A 17,242-nucleotide genomic window follows, 5' to 3' on the forward strand; every position below is an offset into this window, starting at 1 on the left:
AATAATGGCTGTTTATTTAATTATTCCAATATATTTAATATATCTTTTTTGTTATTTTCAAATCCCACGTAATATTTAAACAACTTTTTTTTACCCCAAAAAATTTTTTTATAAAAAACAAATAAGGGAACAATTCGGTTGCCTGATATTTTTTTCATTTCTTCTTCTAAGTCCAAATTTTGACTTACATCTTTATGACTATAACTAATCTCTTGAGAGTTTAAATACCTTTTTGATTCTTGGCAATCAGAGCATGTAGGTCTTGTGTAAAGCTCAAGTTGTATATTTTTATCCAAATATATCTCTCCTAATATAAGTTTTAGCATACATTTTATACAAGTGTACCTCTTAAAACAAACTATAAATATTAATTTTTTATATGAAACTTTTGTATTGACTTATACCTACTAGGGGTATAATATAGATTCCAACAAGAGATACCCCGTTAGGGTATATGAGGAGGGGTGAAATTGAACACTACTACTGTTAAAAACAATGACGCATTGCTCAATAGACTCAAAAGATTAGAAGGACAAATGCGCGGTTTACAATCAATGATAGCAGAAGATAGATATTGTATAGATGTACTAGTACAAATAACAGCAATACAATCAGCCCTAAAACAAGTGGGTTTTATAGTAACTGAAGACCATATATCTAATTGTGTAAGTGAAGGTATTAAAAATGGCAACGGAGAAGAAAGTATCAAAGAATTGATGGTTGTATTAAAACAATTTTCAAAATAGGAGGAAAGAAATAATTGAGTGAAAATATTAAAAAAACCTCATTAGGTATCACAGGCATGACATGTGCAGCTTGCTCGAATAAAGTAGAAAAAAATCTAAATAAATTAGATGAAGTTAACGCTAATGTAAATCCTTCTACAGAGAAAGCTACAATTGAATATAACCCCAATGTTACATCATTAGAAGATATTGCAAATACAATTCAAAAAACAGGTTATGGAGTTTTAACCGAAAAAGTGGATCTCGATGTAATGGGAATGACGTGTGCAGCTTGTTCGAATAAAATCGAAAAAGTTTTAAATCGAATCTCAGGTGTAAATAAGGCTACAGTTAATTTAACCACAGAAAGTGCTACTGTAGAATACAACCCTGATATGACGTCTGTAGATGAATTTCAACAACGTATTAAAAACCTAGGGTATGAGGCACAACCTAAAAAAGAAGCATCAGAAAAAAGTTCCCAAAAAGAAAAACAATTAAAACGACAGTTAATTAAATTAGTTGTTTCAGCTGTTTTAGCAGCTCCATTGTTAATGACAATGTTCGTTCATTTATTTGGTATTCAAATACCACATATATTTATGAACCCGTGGTTCCAATTTGTATTAGCAACGCCTGTTCAATTTGTTATTGGTTGGCAATTTTATGTAGGCGCTTATAAAAACCTTCGTAATGGGTCAGCAAATATGGATGTTCTTGTCGCTTTAGGTACAAGCGCAGCCTTCTTTTATAGTATTTATGAATCGATTAAGTGGTTAATTAATACAAATTATGAGCCACACCTATATTTTGAAACAAGTGCTGTATTAATTACTTTAATTCTTTTCGGAAAGTATTTAGAAGCACGTGCTAAAACACAAACAACAAATGCGTTAAGTAAATTGTTGAATTTACAAGCTAAAGAAGCACGTATATTACGCAACGGTGAAGAGACTATGGTTCCTTTAAGTGAGGTAAAAGAAGGAGACTATTTAGTTATCAAACCAGGAGAAAAAATACCAGTAGATGGCAAAATAATTAAAGGTATGACTTCAATTGACGAGTCAATGTTGACAGGTGAATCTATTCCTGTTGAAAAAATGCAAAATGATAATGTTATAGGATCAACAATGAATAAAAATGGAGCAATTACTGTTGAAGCAACAAAAGTTGGTAAAGATACAGCTCTTGCCTCCATTGTTAAAGTTGTCGAAGAAGCGCAAGGTTCTAAAGCGCCAATACAAAGACTAGCAGATATTATTTCTGGATATTTTGTACCTATCGTTGTAGGTATCGCGATTTTCACATTTATTATATGGATTTCATTAGTTCAGCCGGGACAATTTGAACCAGCCTTAGTTGCTGCAATAGCAGTATTAGTTATCGCTTGTCCTTGTGCGTTAGGCTTAGCTACGCCTACTTCTATAATGGTGGGTACCGGAAAAGCTGCTGAAAATGGCATTCTATTTAAAGGTGGAGAACACATTGAAGGTACACACGCTATTAATACAGTTGTTTTAGATAAAACTGGCACTATAACAAATGGCACACCTGAAGTCACTGATTTTAGTGGAGATGATCAAACATTACAATTGTTAGCTAGTGCAGAAAAAGGTTCTGAACACCCACTAGCTGAAGCTATCGTAAGTTATGCTAAAGAAAAATCATTAGAATTTTTAGAAGTAGACCATTTTGAAGCTATACCAGGGCGCGGTATAAATGCAACAATTGATGGTAAAGAACTTTTTGTCGGAAATCGAAAACTAATGAGTGAAAAAGGAATCCAAACTAATGAAGCTGAAACAAATCTCGCTCAATTTGAAAAAGAAGGAAAAACTGCAATGCTTATAAGCGTAGATAACGAATTGAGAGGGGTTGTCGCTGTAGCTGATACAGTTAAAGATACTGCCCAACAAGCTATTCAAAAACTTCATGAATTAGGTATTGAAGTTGCTATGTTAACTGGTGATAACAAACGTACCGCACAAGCAATAGCAAAACAAGTTGGTATAGACACGATTATTGCAGAGGTTTTACCAGAAGAAAAAGCTTCTAAAGTAGCAGAAATTCAATCTGAAGGTAAAAAAGTAGCTATGGTTGGAGATGGTGTCAATGATGCTCCAGCACTAGTTAAAGCAGATATTGGTATTGCCATTGGTACAGGTACAGAAGTTGCAATCGAAGCTGCTGATATAACTATTTTAGGAGGAGACCTTTTATTAATTCCAAAAGCAATAAAAGCAAGTAAATCTACAATTCGTAATATTCGCCAAAATCTATTTTGGGCGTTTGGTTACAATGTTGCAGGTATCCCTATAGCAGCAATTGGTCTGCTAGCACCTTGGGTTGCGGGAGCAGCAATGGCTTTAAGTTCTGTAAGTGTTGTCACAAACGCTTTACGTCTAAAACGTATGAAATTATAAGAATCTTATATTTCTTGAAAGGAGGTGACAACATTGACTAACGAAGTTATTAATGTAGAAGGTATGAGCTGTGACCATTGCAAGCATTCAATTGAAAAAGCATTAAATGGATTAGATGGTGTAACATCTTCAGAAGTAAGCTTGGCGAATGGGAATGTGGAAGTTGAATTTGATGAAAATCAAGTAGCTTTCAACGACTTTAAAGAAGCTATTGAAGATCAAGGTTACGATGTAATTAAATAATTTAAATAGTTGGGCATATCGTTTAATGATATGCCCTTATTAAAAATTAAGGAGGATAAAAATATGAATCATAATCATGAATATCATTCAAACAAACCCGAAATTAAAGCAAATGTTGTATATAGAGATGGTAATATAGAAATTACGTTAGAAGATGAATTTAATAATGCCCCATTATTAGATACTATGCATGAAAAAGAAATGCATTTCGTTTTAGTATCTAATGACATGGAGAAATATTACCACCTACACCCTCAAAAAAAGCATGAAGGTTTATTTATAATTAACCAACAATTAGAGCCAGGAACTTACCAGGCTTTTGTTGATGTTACACCAAAAAACCATGTGTATTCCGTTCATCCTATTGAACTGCAAATTGGAGATAAAATAACCTCTACAACATCTTTAAATTCTGATAAAAATTGGGTAAAAGTTAACAAAGGAGTTCATGTAACTTTAAATTCTATAAGTGCTAAAGAAGATGAACATGTCCCTTTAACTTTCAATACAGAATTAACTCCCCAACCTTATTTAGGAGCTTTAGGACATGTGATTATATTTGATGAGCAATTAACTGATTATATTCATGTTCACCCAGAATCACCTGATTCTACAACCTTTTATGCTCATTTTCCTAAAAAAGGGATGTATAAAATTTGGGCAGAATTTAAATTTAATGATGAAGTGCATAGATTTACTTATAATATTAAAGTTGCATAAATCTATTAGCAAAAGCTTAAAAATCAGTAAATTGTAAAGAGTTATTTAGATAATACAAAACGCTTTATAAAAAATCGAAAATTTAAGATAGAAAGTTGATGAAGAAAGTATCAAAAAATTGTAGTGGTTGTTTATATTGCAACATTCACTGAATTTTTATAGTTAATAACCTATTATTTAAGGAGTAATTTATTGATTAAGTTTGAATATTTTGAGGAGAAAGATTTTGATTTATTAATAAACTGGATAAACTCTCCTGAACTTTTAGTCAAATGGGCAGGTACAGATTTTAATTATCCCCTAGATGAAGAACAATTAAAGGAATATATTAAAGACACAAATAAAGAAAATTCTAGTAAAATAATTTATAAAGTTATCATTGAAGAAAATAATTCAAAAAAAATTATAGGTCATATTGCTTTAAATAATATAGATTTTAAAAATTGTTCCGCCACGTTAAGTAAAGTTTTAGTAGGTGATCCGCAAATGCGTGGCCAAGGATTAGGCCCTAAAATAATAAAGAAATTATTGAAAAAGGCTTTTGAAGATTTGGGACTACACAGAATTGAATTAGGTGTTTTTGCCTTTAATAAATCAGCTATTAAAAGTTACAAAAAGATTGGATTTATAAAAGAAGGAGAAAAAAGAGACTTTAGAAAATTAAATGGAGAATATTATAATTTATGGCAAATGAGTATGTTAGAAAGCGAATGGTCTTGAATAATTTTAAACAAAAATAGTCCTCTTATTTTAATAAGAGGACTATTTTTGTTTATTTAGAGCGTACTCAAAAATGACATTTTGTATATAAAATTTATTTTGATTCATAAGTAATTCAGCTAATGACTTCTATTTTATTAATTTTAGCTATATATTAATATAGAAATAATAGTAAACATCTAATTAACTAAGATAGACAATTACAAAGACTTTACACTAAAATTCTTCTGAGTATGTTGAGGGGAATTATTGACAGAATTATCTTTTTTACTGTTTTAAATCTTTCACATATCTTTCCAATGCTAAATAATCTACACACATTGATTCAAAAAATGAAACTTTTTTTATCACAGCATTTTTATATACTTTTTGGGCTTTATTTACGATTCTTTGATTTTCTTGCCTAATAAAAATTAATTGGTTAGTTAATAAGTTATAATATTCTAAATCTTGCTCCTTTATGTATTGCATATCTATTTTAGAAAGATATTTATCAGGAACAGGTATCATATTTAAAAATAATAGATATCCTAATCTATTTTGAATATTATTAACCTCAAACAATTTTATTGATAGTTGATTATTTAGTTTTTTATTTTCTTTAGGGGAACTTAAGGGGACAAAATAATTAAGATCATTAATAGATAATACAACTCCTAAATAAGGACGAGTGGATTTATTTAATAATACTCTCTCATCTACATTTCTTAATTCATTAATATAATCTTCATCAACATAGTATAATTTCATAATTTCTCCTACAGTATAAAAATAAAGCGACCAAATATTTGGTCGCTTTTCAATGTCTACTTGTGGCAAGACCTCTCCATTTTTTCAATTCCAACTTTTAGCATGGACTCTCTATTTTTTCAATGTCTACTTGTGGCAAGACCTCTCCTATATACATTTTAAATTTTAGCACTGTATAAATCATATGTCAATTTTTTATCTTTATATTATATTTCTCAGAACCGTTCAAATTGGTTTTCTAAGAGAAAAATGATTAAAGATTTACTAACTGATTTTTCATTAGAAATAAAGCAGGTAGACGCTTGGTACAAAATACTTTCTACACCGATACAAATCCACAATTGATTGGAAAGAGTAAAATCCTTTGACAAGCTAATTACCGTATTGTTGATAGTATAAGAAAAGACTTATTAACCAAAAAAATCCTACAAAATCAATAATAATAGTCTTTTACATTTCTCCACCAACCAATGTTATAGTCCAATTAACGAAAATGATTAGCAAAGTAATGATCCCTCTCTGCGACTAGATTGATTCTTGATAGATAGGCGAACTATATATATCATGTTCTAATATACGACCTTTGATAAGTTATTTTCTCTTAATCTAAATTTGTTATCATTTTTTCTTTTTAAATAAATTTTTGGTAATAATAAATGCAACTACATATAACTCAACTGTTACCATTAATGGTAACGTGAAAAGACCCATATACATAAATATATCATTTGCGTGCATTATTCTATCCCAATCATCAACGACACTGATGAAGTTCCACACAAAATACCCTGTAGGGACCCCAAATATTATTAAACCTATAATCATTTTTAACAGTAATTGTTTATCTCTTAGACTCATCGTAGCTATTTTAATGTCTTCTAACGTTAACCAAGATTTTTTTTGAGATGTACTAATTTTTAAATCCTTTATTCCTGTTATATCTTTTTCTGTCTGATATCCTAAGGCATCTTTTAGAATTAATTTATCTCTACCATTAATACTCACTCTATCTATAATTTCTCTTTCAATAATACAATTATTTACATTTTCTGCAAAATAGTTTTTTCTACGTCGTTTTCCTACAAATGGAAATATAAAAATAGGGAATAATAACGAATAAAGAACAAGTAATATAGCTGGCAAACTAATTTTATCCCAATCTGTTATATATTTAATCACTTCTTCTTTAGGATATGCACTGAGTGAATAAAAAATCATTGCTAACAAGTACATTAATGCTACTAGTGTTATAAATATGTATAAAATTATATTGATTATCAGTGTTTTTACTCTTTCCATCTTTTGTCTTTTATATAAAATATTTTGACTTAGAATTTGAATAAGCGCATATATAATATATATTACTGCAAAAATCCCTACTTCGTTAAAATTCTTGTATAGGTCAATCAAGAAATCCATATTTTTGAAATACACGTTAACTCCTCCAATTAAAGTGTATAACAGGTTACTAAGACTTATAAATTTTTGCTTAAGTTATGCCATATTCTCATATAGCCCATAAGTTCTGTGTATTCAGACTTCAACATACCGTTAAGTAAATCATAAACATCATCAAATTCTTTATTTATAATTTCATAAACAACTTTTGTTTTATTTCTATACATCCACTCTGCCACGCGTTCTGTTTCACTAGTACCATCTTTTAAAGTAACGGGTTTAACTTCAATTTCATTTAATTGTTTAAGTATCTTATTTTTACTCCAATGTACATTATTTAAATACTTCTTCTTTTTCAAATCAACAAACTTTTGTAAATTATTATTTATCGGTTGTTCATTATTAATATCAGGAACCTCCCACATTTTCGTATAATAAGACAGATTTAAAACAATTTTCTTAGTATCAAAAATATTAAAAATATTTTTGATATCTAGTATATCTAAATATTCATTAGAAAAACGTATACAGTTTTCTAAAAAATTACTATATTCTTTTTTCAGAAGTTCATATTTTTCTTTATTATCTATATCGTGATCCCTATGTATATTTTGTGCTATTTCTCTAGAATCTTTAATAACAGATTTAAATAATGATAGTTTATTTGAAAAATAACGTACGTCGTCTAATGATTTTGCCAGTGTATCACTTAATTGATTTAGGTAATCTATCATTATACTTTTATTATGTATATTCTCATTCTGTCTAATATATTTTGCTATTCTATTTTGATTAGGTAGCAACTCTTCGATTGATATATTACCTCGTTTTATTTTTTCAGGTTTTGTTACATCATCTCTTAATATTTCATCGATCATATCTTCATTAACATACTTTACTTTTTTGAATGCAAACTTCCTTTTTTGTGGGTAATGATATTTATTCCAATTTTGGTTTGTTCCATTTTCTATATTATTTAAGATATCATTACTTTTATTTTTTACATAGTCTGTTGTGACACTTCGCTTTTTGCTATCTTCCTCATAAATTGAAAAATAATTCCCATTAATAATATACGCAGCTTCTTCCAGAGAATACCATCTTTCCTTTTTGCCATCTATCTCCAAGAATTTTTTATAATTACTTTTAAAAATTTCTTGTTCCATACTTAAATCAGACCCCTCTAAAATTTCTTCGATATTGTCATCAGTTAATTGATTATTCATCCAATAATTAAAATCTAAGTCATTGATTCCTTTGTTATTAATGATAATCACGCTATTACCTCCAAAAACCGAATAAATTTTTTCACCTATTATTTTATCACTTCATTTGCGAAAATTTAATCAATCACAGATATCTTTGATTAATTCTATTTATATTTCCTAAACGATGCGCATCAATAGGATAGAAAGGATGTTTCACATGAAAATTCAATCTAATTTCAAAAAAGGTGGCTATTCAACTGAAATAGCTTCCAATTATATTGATAATAAAAAACCCATTTATAGCTTAAGTACAGAACTTTATCCGCAACAGCGTTTTGAGAATAATCAGCCTACCGGAGAAATTATTGCGTATAAAGCCTGGTTTGTTCAAGAAGGCTTACCGCCCTTCACAGTTAAATTCGAAAATGAAGTGACATTACCTAATTATATGAGCGTCATTACTTTTGATCATTTAGAAGCTTGTGAAGTCCGTTATGATGTTTACTTCAAAGCTTCAGATCTGAAGGAGGTTAAATAATGACAGCCAAAGAGCTCGAACAATATCTCCTACAAAGCTTAAATATGGCACTAGGATCCATGATGCAAGGCGAAACCAGTTATACCAATAGTTTCACCTGCAAGGTCACGGAAGAAGGTTTTTACTTTCTTCCTCGCCTGCCTGCAGGCTATATTGTGGACGATGACTTATATCAAAAAATATTTCTCATTGCGAGTGCAGCTTTATATCCCAAATTCACATTGTTAAAACAGAATTCTGCGTATTTCGTACCTATGGATACCGACGATATTCATACGCAACGCGCTTTGTTTTTCCCATGGCAACAAGGGATATCAGAACGCTTAGTGATTTCTGATTTAGATCGTTTTACGTCGTCTCTAACGAATCAACAAATTCCGATCATGAAACAATTAACTTTAAACTATCAAAACATTACATCTATAGCGATCGCAGGTAATTCAGGCAGTGGTAAATCTTATATGCTGACGTACTTACTAAGTGTATTAAAACCGATATCAGAACTCATTATTGTTGACCCTAAGTTTGATACACCGAGCCGTTGGGCACGTATTCATGATATTACTGTGATTCACCCTCATCAAAATCGATCTAAGTCTGATTTTTTATCTGAAATTAATGAAAACTTAAGTCATTGCCTTCAAGTTATTCAACAACGACAAACCATTCTTTATGACGATCCAGACTATCAATTTGATCACCTAACCATTGTGATTGATGAAGTGCTCGCTTTAGCTGAAGGTGTGAATAAGACCATTAAAGACGCGTTCTTTTCATTACTATCTCAAATTGCTTTATTAGGTCGTGCCACCAAAGTTCATTTATTACTGGTGTCTCAACGATTTGATCATCAAACCATCCCGGTTTCCGTTAGAGAACAACTCAATGTGCTGATTCAAATCGGTAATATTAATAAAAAAACCACACAATTTTTATTCCCCGATTTAGATCCAGAAGGTATTGTGATACCCATTGGTAAAGGGACAGGTCTAATCCAAGTGATTGATAGTGAATCTCCCTATCAAGTCTTACCCTTGTTATGTCCGACTTACTATACGAAAGCAGGTGTATTGTGATGAGGAAAACCTATTTCATGCGTGTGTATGATATTATCATTTACTTGTTCCTGTTCGCTATTTTGACAGTTATGGTTAGTAAACTCTTTGTCCTATTAAACTTTATTGTGTCTCAAATTGATATTATCGATACGCGAAACGTCACACACTATATCACAATCATTTCAAATGGTGTATATCAACTTACATTTTACTTATTAGTCTTAGCATTGATGTTAATAGTTATCGATTTAATGATTCGTTTATTGAAAGATCAACTCACGAATCATATCAAATCTGTTTATCACACAATGGTTTTACGACATTATCTTAAACAAGATGTTGACACAGACACGACTCAGGATTGGCAAAATAACGGCAAAAGTAAAACAAATTCTGTCCAGCAATACTTTAATAAAATGGTTGGAAAATCGCTCGTTGATGTTCGTCAAAATGAAGTCCGTGTGGCAATTAAAATTCCCCGGAAACAGCAAGCTCACGATATATTAAAAAAGATTGAACCTCAAATTCATGAAGAAATTACACATATGCACCCGAATTATTACTTTTCAAAACCTCAACGTCATCATCGTTATCTATGGTTTGCAGGCCACAAACGTTAAGATACACATGCGTTGTGGTACACGAAGTGATAAACACAAGCGCATGTGTATCTTAACAGTGCCATGGGGTTACTACGACCCCCCATGGCATCATTAATCAGTAATCACAGAAAGGATGTCCATGATGACGAAAGATAAACGTTCGAATAAGTGGGCTTTTTTAATATATGAAGAAAGCACACCATCTAATTATCAAGATATTTTGGAACAGATTCATATTCCTTATATTTTAAGCCCGTGGCACAATCAAGATATAGATCAATCAACGGGATTAATCAAAAAATCACATAAACACGGTGCTTTATTCTTTGATTCTTTAAAAAGTTATTCTCAAGTCTCTGAATTACTTCAACAACACTTAAATACACCGAGCCATATTGAAATTATTATGTCTCCTAAGGGTATGTTTGATTATTTTATTCATGCCTCTAATCCAGATAAAACCCCTTATGATATCAACGATATTGAAAGTGGTTGCGGTTTTGACTTAAATCAATTTTTATTAGATCAAGGTCAGTCCGAAGTGTTTAATAATATTATTGATATAATTGAAAATCACAATTTTATAGAATTTCAAGATCTAGTGATGTATGCGCGACAACATCATCCATCTTATTTAAATTTGATTATCCAACGGACTTATTTTTTTGCAAAATATTTAGATTCAAGACGACATGCATCCAATTACAAATAGTGTGATGTGTCGAATATATGATTTTTTGGCGCGTTTTGACGGCGCATATTTAAGGAATGCATATCTTCGAGTTCTGTTTTAATTGAGCGCATTAAGTAACTTTGCATGGCTTCAACACTTTCGCTTTTTTGAATTAATGTTGCTTTAAAACGTTTAAGCACATTAATCATTTCAAATTCAATGTCTTCTAACATGTATATTGTATTCTTTTCATTATTAAATGATGATTTAGCTTTAAGTATGACACTTTTAATAATTTGTATTTCATCAACTTCAAAGTTATTTAAATAGGTTTGAAGTTGATCGGGAATTTCTTGAAGTAAATGATATTTTAAGGCATTATTATCAAATTCATTAGATTGATGATTTGTATGATTCGAATGAGAAGTATTATGGTTAGCTATATGTTCACTATCATTCATATCATGCATATCATTATTCTCAGTTTCTTTATATTTAGTATCATTAATATCAGTATCATTAGACTTACAAATTGTTAGTTCTTGAACTATATTTTCGTTAGTTCTTGAACTAACAATTTGTTTGTTCTGGAACTTACGATTTGTTAGTTCCTTGTCATAACTAGGTTCTAAAAGGTATATTTTGTTGGGTCTATTTAGTCCTTGTCTTTCATTTATAATTAAATTAAATTTTTCTAGTTCTTTTTTTAATTTGATAATTTTAGGTTCTCCGTATTGTAAAATGGAACATAATTGTTTATTTGTGTATAGTAGATATATATTATTTTCTTCATCAATCCAGTTATTGATTTTGGATAATTCAAAACGATCTTTTAATAGAGCATACATAACTTTTGCTTCGGTTGTCATTTTAGAAAAATAATTATCTTCAAATAAAAATTTGGGTAACTGATAAAAACGAGATGTTTCAAATTTGCTAGCGGAAATTTTTTTGAATTTTGACATAATATAAACCTCTTCCTCTTTGAATTTGGATAGAGGTAATAAAACGCATTCTTAATTTAAATAATATCTCATTCTTGAAGTCACATTGTTTATACTATATAATTATACATACTTATTATATTAAACAACGCATCATTTAGAGTATATATGTTGGCGTTTATTACCTAAAGCATTTAGTCGGGCCAACGACTAAATGCTTTTTACTTTGTTAAAATCTAATTTAATAGTAACAAAGTAAATAACAAGAAACAATAAATTATGTAACTTCCTAAAAGTAACATGTTACATGTAACAAAATAGTAATTATGATAATGAACTAATGTATACAACAAAGATATAGTGAATAGAAATTGAAAAAAAAGGTTTAGTAGTAACATGTTACATGTAACAAAATAGTAATTATGATAATGAACTAATGTATACAACAAAGATATAGTGAATAGAAATTGAAAAAAAAAGGTTTAGTAGTAACATGTTACATGTAACAAAATAGTAATTATGATAATGAACTAATGTATACAACAAAGATATAGTGAATAGAAATTGAAAAAAAAAAGGTTTAGTAGTAACATGTTACATGTAACAAAATAGTAATTATGATAATGAACTAATGTATACAACAAAGATATAGTGAATAGGAGGTATTATTTTGAGCATAATAACAGTTGGAAATTTTAAAGGTGGTGTCGGTAAAACTACAGTAGCCACTTTACTTTCTTATATTGCATCTGAAAATTATGATAAAAAAGTACTTTTAATAGATTTTGATCCTCAGGGAAATGCAACTCAAATAATGAAAAGAACTTATCCAGAATTTGAAGAAGAAAAAATTTCATTTATAAACATGCTAAAAAATGGAAATATAGACCAAAGTATCGTGAATTTAACTTCTAAATTATCATTATTACCAGCTGATTCATCTTTGGCCAACTTATCCGATATTATTTCAAAGACAGATATTCTAAAGAAAAGATATATTTTAAAAAATGTGGTTGAAAAAATTAAAGAGATTCACGATTTCGACTATATATTTATAGATGTACCGCCTACTATTAACTCTGATTTTACTAATAATGCTGTTTATGCGAGTGACTACATTCTAATGGTATTTCAAACACAACAGTCTGCTTATGAAAGTAGTCTTTCATTTGTCAATTTTTTAAGGGATAGAAAAAAAGAATCGAATTTATCGTTTGAATTAGTTGGAGCTGTTCCAGTATTAATAAAAAAAAGTGGACGAGTGGATAAGCAGATATTAGATATGTCTAAATCAGCGTTTTCCGAGGCTTTATTTGAGAATCAAATATATCAAAGAGAAAGAATAAAAAAATTTGCTGCTGATGGAATAAAAGATAAAGATATGCATGATAAAAAAGTTATATATATGTTTAACAAAGTTTACGAAGAATTAGTGAATAGAATTAGATTAATTGAGGGTGAGTGATATTTATGGCAGGATTCTTAGATAACATAGATACATCTGAGGTAAAATATACAGAGAATTATAAACCAGTATCTAAAAGTACGACTATGAGGGTGGACACCGATATAAAAAAAAGGTTAAATCAAATGGCATTAGATAAAGATACATCTATAAAAGCCATAGTTGATGAAGTGTTAGGGGAATTTTTGGGAAAAAATAAGTACTAATATTTGATTTAGATAAATGTAGTGAAAGAGTATGCTATTACTTGTAATTGTATCAGCATACTCTTGATTTTTAATTTATTTAAAAAAAGATTAATATTTACAATGAAATGAACGGTAGTGTTATTATAATTTTATACATATAAGGAGATTAGTTATGAAATTATCTATATTTCACAATGGACAGTTTTTTATAGGATTAATAGAATATAATCATAATGATAAATCTTATTTATCTAAGTATGTTTTTGGTCAAGAACCTAATGATGAAACTGTATTAAAATTTATTAATAAAAAGTTATTGAAACTTATAAACAAAAGTAAAGCTAATATAAAAAAAAAGGAAAGTACAAAGAAAATCAATCCTAAGAGACTTCAACGTATAGTTGCAAAAGAACAAAAATCGAAAGGAATGAGTACACAATCTCAAAGAGCGCTTAAATTAGAGCAGGAAGTAAATAAAAAGGAAGCAAAGAAGAAAAATAAAAAAAATAAAGAGCTCCAAAAGGAGCGACAAAGAGATATAAAAAGAAGAAAAGCCAAAGAAAAACATAAAGGTCACTAAAAAATCTAGTTGACGATATAATTTTGTTCGATAAATTATTTATTTAATTTATCGAACAAAATACCGGCAAATACACCTACATTTAGCGATTCTATATTATTTTGCAATTCTAAACAGAAATTATAATCTGAATTTTTTATAAAAAATTCCCCCACACCATTTTGCTCATTTCCTAAAATTAAAGCTATTTTATAATTTTCCTTTAAATAAGTTAGTTTTTCCTCATTTAATTTTGGACCATGAGGAGAAGTAGTTACTATTAAAAAGCCATTATCTTTTAAAAATTTGTATAATTCCAAATTACTTTCAAAATTTTTAAAATTAGATATGAGATTAGTGCATCTAGATGCATTTAATATTTTATTAGTATATGGATAAAAATCATATTTAGGGTATAAAAAATAATTATAATTATAAGCAACTCCAGTTCTTATAATAGTACCGATATTTCCATGGTCTATAATATTATCTAAAATAATCACGTTATTATTTAATAAGAAAGAATTCTCACGTCTTTGACATACGGCCAACACGTCTATTTTAGTCTTAGAGTTATGTAATTTATTCAATATTCCAGGCTGTGTTTCAAAGCAGTCTATATTATTTGATTTGGCGAAAGATAATATGTCTTTTGAAGTAGTTACTATATAGTTAATATCCACTTTGAATTCTAATGCTTGTTTTATTTGATCAAATGAAAATAAAACTATTTTTTTTTGATCAAATTTGTTTTTATTACTCTTAAGAAATCTTAACTCCTTGAATTCTTCACATTTTAATTTATTTATTGTTTTGATCATATAAATATTTCCTCCTACAAAAACTTGTAATATTTAAATTTTTAATTTATTCTGTAAGTAGAAAAGGGGGATTGCAGTGAAATTATATTATTATAATAATGAAAAAGAAACAGATAATTTAGATTTAATACAGGTTCTGTTGCAAAGTTGAATTTATAATATAATTTTAACAAAAAGGAGTCTTCTGTATGAACTATTTCAGATATAAACAATTTAACAAGGATGTTATCACTGTAGCCGTTGGCTACTATCTAAGATATGCATTGAGCTATCGTGATATATCTGAAATATTAAGAGAACGTGGTGTAAACGTTCATCATTCAACGATCTACCGTTGGGTTCAAGAATATGCCCCAATTTTATATCAAATTTGGAAGAAAAAGCATAAAAAAGCTTATTACAAATGGCGTATTGATGAGACGTATATCAAAATAAAAGGAAAATGGAGCTATTTATATCGTGCCATTGATACAGAGGGACATACATTAGATATTTGGTTGCGTAAGCAACGAGATAATCATTCAGCATATGCGTTTATCAAACGTCTCATTAAACAATTTGGTAAGCCTCAAAAGGTAGTTACAGATCAGGCACCTTCAACGAAGGCAGCAATGGCTAAAATAATTAAAGCTTTTAAACTTAAACCTGACTGTCATTGTACATCGAAATATCTGAATAACCTCATTGAGCAAGATCACCGTCATATTAAAGTAAGAAAGACAAGATATCAAAGTATCAATACGGCAAAGAATACTTTAAAAGGTATTGAATGTATTTACGCTCTATATAAAAAGAACCGTAGGTCTCTTCAGATCTACGGATTTTCCCCATGCCACGAAATTAGCATCATGCTAGCAAGTTAAACGAACACTGACATGATATATTAGTGATTAGCTATATTTTTTACTTTGCAACAGAACCTTATTTTCTCTAAAAAGAAATTATCACTTGTTAATTATAATATAGTTAATATTTAGCAAGTGAAGTGTGGTTTATCATATGCAAAAATCCCACTACTGTCCAAAGCAAAGTAGGGTTTTTATTTAATATACAAAATACAAAGCATTTCTATATTGACAAAGGATAAAAATCATACTGAACTTATGAGATATTCATAAGTTAGTATGATTTTCTTCGAGTAACAAAACATTAATTGAAATTTTATATTTTTTAACTCTATAGTTATAAAAACAAAAATTCAAATTATAGAAAATATTTTTCATCATTAAAAAGAGGAGGGATTAAATGGAAAACGATCACAATCATAATCATACACATGGCGCGAACAAAAAGACTTTATTAATTAGTTTTATTATTATTACAAGTTACATGATTGTAGAAGGGTTAGGTGGTTTCTTTACTAACAGTCTTGCGTTAATTTCAGATGCTGGTCATATGTTAAGTGATTCTATTTCTTTAGGTATTGCTTTAATTGCATTTACTTTAGGAGCGAAGCAAGCTAATACAAATAAAACTTTTGGCTACAAAAGGTTTGAAATACTAGCAGCTGTACTTAATGGTATTACTTTGATGTTAATAGCTATCTATATTTTTTATGAAGCTATTGAGAGATTTAAAAACCCCCCTGAGGTAGCTTCTACAGGCATGTTAATTATCGCCTTGGTAGGCTTGTTTATTAATATTATTGTGGCTTGGATAATGCTGCGCGGGAGCGATGTAGAAGAAAACTTAAATATGCGTGGAGCATATTTGCATGTAATAAGCGACATGCTTGGATCTATAGGTGCAGTTATAGCAGCCCTTCTCATTATATTTTTTAGATGGGGGTGGGCGGATCCTTTAGCAAGTGTGATTGTAGCAATTTTAGTACTACGTAGCGGCTTTTATGTAACAAAATCAAGTCTTCATGTATTAATGGAGGGAGCACCAAGCAATATAAATACAAAAGACATTATTAAAACTATTAAAAAATTCAAAGAAGTTAAAAATATTCATGACTTTCATGTTTGGTCAGTAACTAGCGGATTAAACGCGTTATCTTGTCATATTGTTGTAGAAGATACAATGACCATTACTGAAAATGAGTTTTTACTTAAACGTATAGAACATGAACTCAATCATCAAAATATTCAACATGTCACAATACAGACTGAAACTTCTAACAATAATCATAGTGAAAAATTGTTTTGTATCGTGAAAGAAGAAGACAGTCAACATCATCATTAAATAAACAGCCATTATTTTTT

20 protein-coding genes are annotated in these 17,242 nt (G+C 29.4%); 14 read left to right on the forward strand and 6 right to left on the reverse strand.

Going from position 1 to position 17,242, the window contains the following annotated elements; translation table 11 throughout:
* Window positions 1-20 precede the first annotated feature (20 nt).
* Window positions 21-296 carry a glutaredoxin family protein gene (locus CUN59_RS22820; RefSeq protein WP_001831374.1) on the reverse strand — a complete coding sequence of 92 codons (276 nt, stop codon included), beginning with the start codon at window positions 294-296 and terminating at the stop codon, window positions 21-23.
* 174 nt (window positions 297-470) lie between these two features.
* On the opposite strand from CUN59_RS22820, the gene CUN59_RS22825 reads away from it, so the two are divergent.
* The 5 genes from CUN59_RS22825 (at window position 471) to CUN59_RS22845 (ending at window position 4,831) form a co-directional block, all read left to right on the forward strand.
* Window positions 471-746 (forward strand): metal-sensing transcriptional repressor, encoded by a 276-nt coding sequence (locus tag CUN59_RS22825; RefSeq protein WP_001831396.1) that lies wholly within the window; start codon window positions 471-473, stop codon window positions 744-746.
* 14 nt (window positions 747-760) lie between these two features.
* The gene (locus CUN59_RS22830; protein ID WP_001832797.1) at window positions 761-3,148 is read left to right on the forward strand and encodes a heavy metal translocating P-type ATPase; all 2,388 of its coding nucleotides are present in this window, start codon (window positions 761-763) and stop codon (window positions 3,146-3,148) included.
* Between the two features lie 33 nt (window positions 3,149-3,181).
* Entirely contained in the window at window positions 3,182-3,391 is a 210-nt protein-coding gene (copZ, locus tag CUN59_RS22835; protein ID WP_001831373.1) for a copper chaperone CopZ, read from the forward strand.
* A gap of 63 nt (window positions 3,392-3,454) precedes the next feature.
* A complete protein-coding gene (locus CUN59_RS22840) occupies window positions 3,455-4,111 on the forward strand; it encodes a DUF8832 domain-containing protein (protein WP_001831384.1) in 657 nt (218 codons plus the stop codon).
* A 192-nt stretch (window positions 4,112-4,303) separates the two neighbouring features.
* Window positions 4,304-4,831 carry a GNAT family N-acetyltransferase gene (locus CUN59_RS22845; protein WP_001831394.1) on the forward strand — a complete coding sequence of 176 codons (528 nt, stop codon included), beginning with the start codon at window positions 4,304-4,306 and terminating at the stop codon, window positions 4,829-4,831.
* A gap of 267 nt (window positions 4,832-5,098) precedes the next feature.
* On the opposite strand, the gene CUN59_RS22850 is transcribed toward CUN59_RS22845, so the two are convergent.
* The 3 genes from CUN59_RS22850 to CUN59_RS22860 form a co-directional block, all read right to left on the reverse strand.
* Complete coding sequence (locus CUN59_RS22850) at window positions 5,099-5,650, reverse strand: type III toxin-antitoxin system ToxN/AbiQ family toxin (RefSeq protein ID WP_002488419.1); 552 nt, start codon at window positions 5,648-5,650, stop codon at window positions 5,099-5,101.
* A 549-nt stretch (window positions 5,651-6,199) separates the two neighbouring features.
* The gene (locus tag CUN59_RS22855; protein ID WP_001832799.1) at window positions 6,200-7,015 is read right to left on the reverse strand and encodes a hypothetical protein; all 816 of its coding nucleotides are present in this window, start codon (window positions 7,013-7,015) and stop codon (window positions 6,200-6,202) included.
* 41 nt (window positions 7,016-7,056) lie between these two features.
* Entirely contained in the window at window positions 7,057-8,256 is a 1,200-nt protein-coding gene (locus tag CUN59_RS22860) for a hypothetical protein (RefSeq protein WP_001831368.1), read from the reverse strand.
* A gap of 148 nt (window positions 8,257-8,404) precedes the next feature.
* Between CUN59_RS22860 and CUN59_RS22865 the strand changes: the two genes are divergently transcribed.
* The 4 genes from CUN59_RS22865 (at window position 8,405) to CUN59_RS22880 (ending at window position 11,097) form a co-directional block, all read left to right on the forward strand.
* On the forward strand, window positions 8,405-8,725 hold the full coding sequence (locus CUN59_RS22865; protein ID WP_000701704.1) for a hypothetical protein: 321 nt from the start codon (window positions 8,405-8,407) through the stop codon (window positions 8,723-8,725).
* Entirely contained in the window at window positions 8,725-9,801 is a 1,077-nt protein-coding gene (locus tag CUN59_RS22870) for an ATP-binding protein (RefSeq protein WP_000125496.1), read from the forward strand. The genes CUN59_RS22865 and CUN59_RS22870 overlap by 1 nt, the downstream gene beginning before the upstream one ends.
* 107 nt (window positions 9,802-9,908) lie before the next feature.
* Entirely contained in the window at window positions 9,909-10,403 is a 495-nt protein-coding gene (locus CUN59_RS22875; protein ID WP_225973938.1) for a hypothetical protein, read from the forward strand.
* A 121-nt stretch (window positions 10,404-10,524) separates the two neighbouring features.
* Window positions 10,525-11,097, forward strand: a complete 573-nt coding sequence (locus CUN59_RS22880; protein ID WP_243407008.1) for a replication protein — start codon at window positions 10,525-10,527, stop codon at window positions 11,095-11,097.
* On the opposite strand, the gene CUN59_RS22885 is transcribed toward CUN59_RS22880, so the two are convergent.
* Entirely contained in the window at window positions 11,088-12,023 is a 936-nt protein-coding gene (locus CUN59_RS22885) for a replication initiator protein A (RefSeq protein WP_104389546.1), read from the reverse strand. The genes CUN59_RS22880 and CUN59_RS22885 overlap by 10 nt on opposite strands.
* A gap of 649 nt (window positions 12,024-12,672) precedes the next feature.
* On the opposite strand from CUN59_RS22885, the gene CUN59_RS22890 reads away from it, so the two are divergent.
* The 3 genes from CUN59_RS22890 to CUN59_RS22900 all read left to right on the forward strand — a co-directional run bounded on the left by CUN59_RS22890 (window position 12,673) and on the right by CUN59_RS22900 (window position 14,235).
* Window positions 12,673-13,467, forward strand: coding sequence for a ParA family protein (locus CUN59_RS22890; protein WP_104389547.1), 795 nt, complete (start codon window positions 12,673-12,675; stop codon window positions 13,465-13,467).
* A gap of 5 nt (window positions 13,468-13,472) precedes the next feature.
* A complete protein-coding gene (locus tag CUN59_RS22895) occupies window positions 13,473-13,673 on the forward strand; it encodes a plasmid replication-associated protein (protein WP_104389548.1) in 201 nt (66 codons plus the stop codon).
* Window positions 13,674-13,827: 154 nt separating this feature from the next.
* Complete coding sequence (locus tag CUN59_RS22900) at window positions 13,828-14,235, forward strand: YjdF family protein (RefSeq protein ID WP_104389549.1); 408 nt, start codon at window positions 13,828-13,830, stop codon at window positions 14,233-14,235.
* A 35-nt stretch (window positions 14,236-14,270) separates the two neighbouring features.
* Here the strand turns inward: CUN59_RS22900 and CUN59_RS22905 are convergent, their stop codons facing one another.
* On the reverse strand, window positions 14,271-15,035 hold the full coding sequence (locus tag CUN59_RS22905) for a TrmH family RNA methyltransferase (RefSeq protein WP_104389550.1): 765 nt from the start codon (window positions 15,033-15,035) through the stop codon (window positions 14,271-14,273).
* A gap of 188 nt (window positions 15,036-15,223) precedes the next feature.
* Between CUN59_RS22905 and CUN59_RS22910 the strand changes: the two genes are divergently transcribed.
* Complete coding sequence (locus tag CUN59_RS22910; RefSeq protein ID WP_001105960.1) at window positions 15,224-15,898, forward strand: IS6 family transposase; 675 nt, start codon at window positions 15,224-15,226, stop codon at window positions 15,896-15,898.
* Between the two features lie 382 nt (window positions 15,899-16,280).
* Entirely contained in the window at window positions 16,281-17,222 is a 942-nt protein-coding gene (locus CUN59_RS22915; RefSeq protein WP_001831389.1) for a cation diffusion facilitator family transporter, read from the forward strand.
* Window positions 17,223-17,242 lie beyond the last annotated feature (20 nt).

Source organism: Cuspidothrix issatschenkoi CHARLIE-1, from assembly GCF_002934005.1.
Classification (GTDB): Bacteria; Cyanobacteriota; Cyanobacteriia; order Cyanobacteriales; family Nostocaceae; genus Cuspidothrix; species Cuspidothrix issatschenkoi.